The sequence below is a fragment of the Brevundimonas sp. genome (assembly GCF_046293315.1).
In the GTDB taxonomy this organism is placed as follows: Bacteria; Pseudomonadota; Alphaproteobacteria; order Caulobacterales; family Caulobacteraceae; genus Brevundimonas.
On record NZ_JBKBPF010000113.1, the window covers coordinates 1 to 539 of the forward strand.

At 74.4% G+C, this 539-nt stretch carries 1 protein-coding gene; it reads right to left on the reverse strand.

The genetic code is table 11. The features are described 5' to 3' along the window. The coding region (locus ACK4SE_RS14310) for a hypothetical protein (protein ID WP_409694066.1) at positions 1 to 539 on the reverse strand (539 nt) is incomplete at both ends.

Genomic DNA, 539 nt, shown 5'->3' on the forward strand with positions numbered 1-539 from the left:
GGGGCGGGGTCGGGGTTGGGCAGCACCATCACGCTGCGGCGGAAGGTGTGGCGCATGGCGCACAGCATGGCCACGGACAGCTCCGCGCAGTGCACGGGCGGCACCACGTCCGGCGCTGCCGCCGCCTGCGGCTCGGGCAGCTCGTGCGGCGGGGGCAGCGGCATCGCCTCAAACTCCACGATGAACGTGTCGCGCGAGAGGGTGGGGGCGCCGCCGCCCTCCCCCGGTGCGGCTGCGTCAAAGGCAGCAGCGGCGGCGGCCTCCGCCTCCGCCGCCGCCGCCGCCGCCGCCTCCGCGCTGCCACCCGCCGCCGTCACCATGGCCGCCGCCTCCTCTGCAGCAGCTGCCACCGCCGCGGTCTTCTCCTTCGCGGCGCGCTTGGCCTGCTTCTTGGTCAGCTGCTTCACCTTCTGCTCCTTCTGCTTCTTCTGCTTCTTCTGCTTCTTCTTGGTCTTGGCCGGCGCGGTGGTCATGGCCGGCAGCACGCGGTGCACGCGCGCGACGGGCTGCAGCGCGCGCGCCAGCCTGCCCGCGTCCTG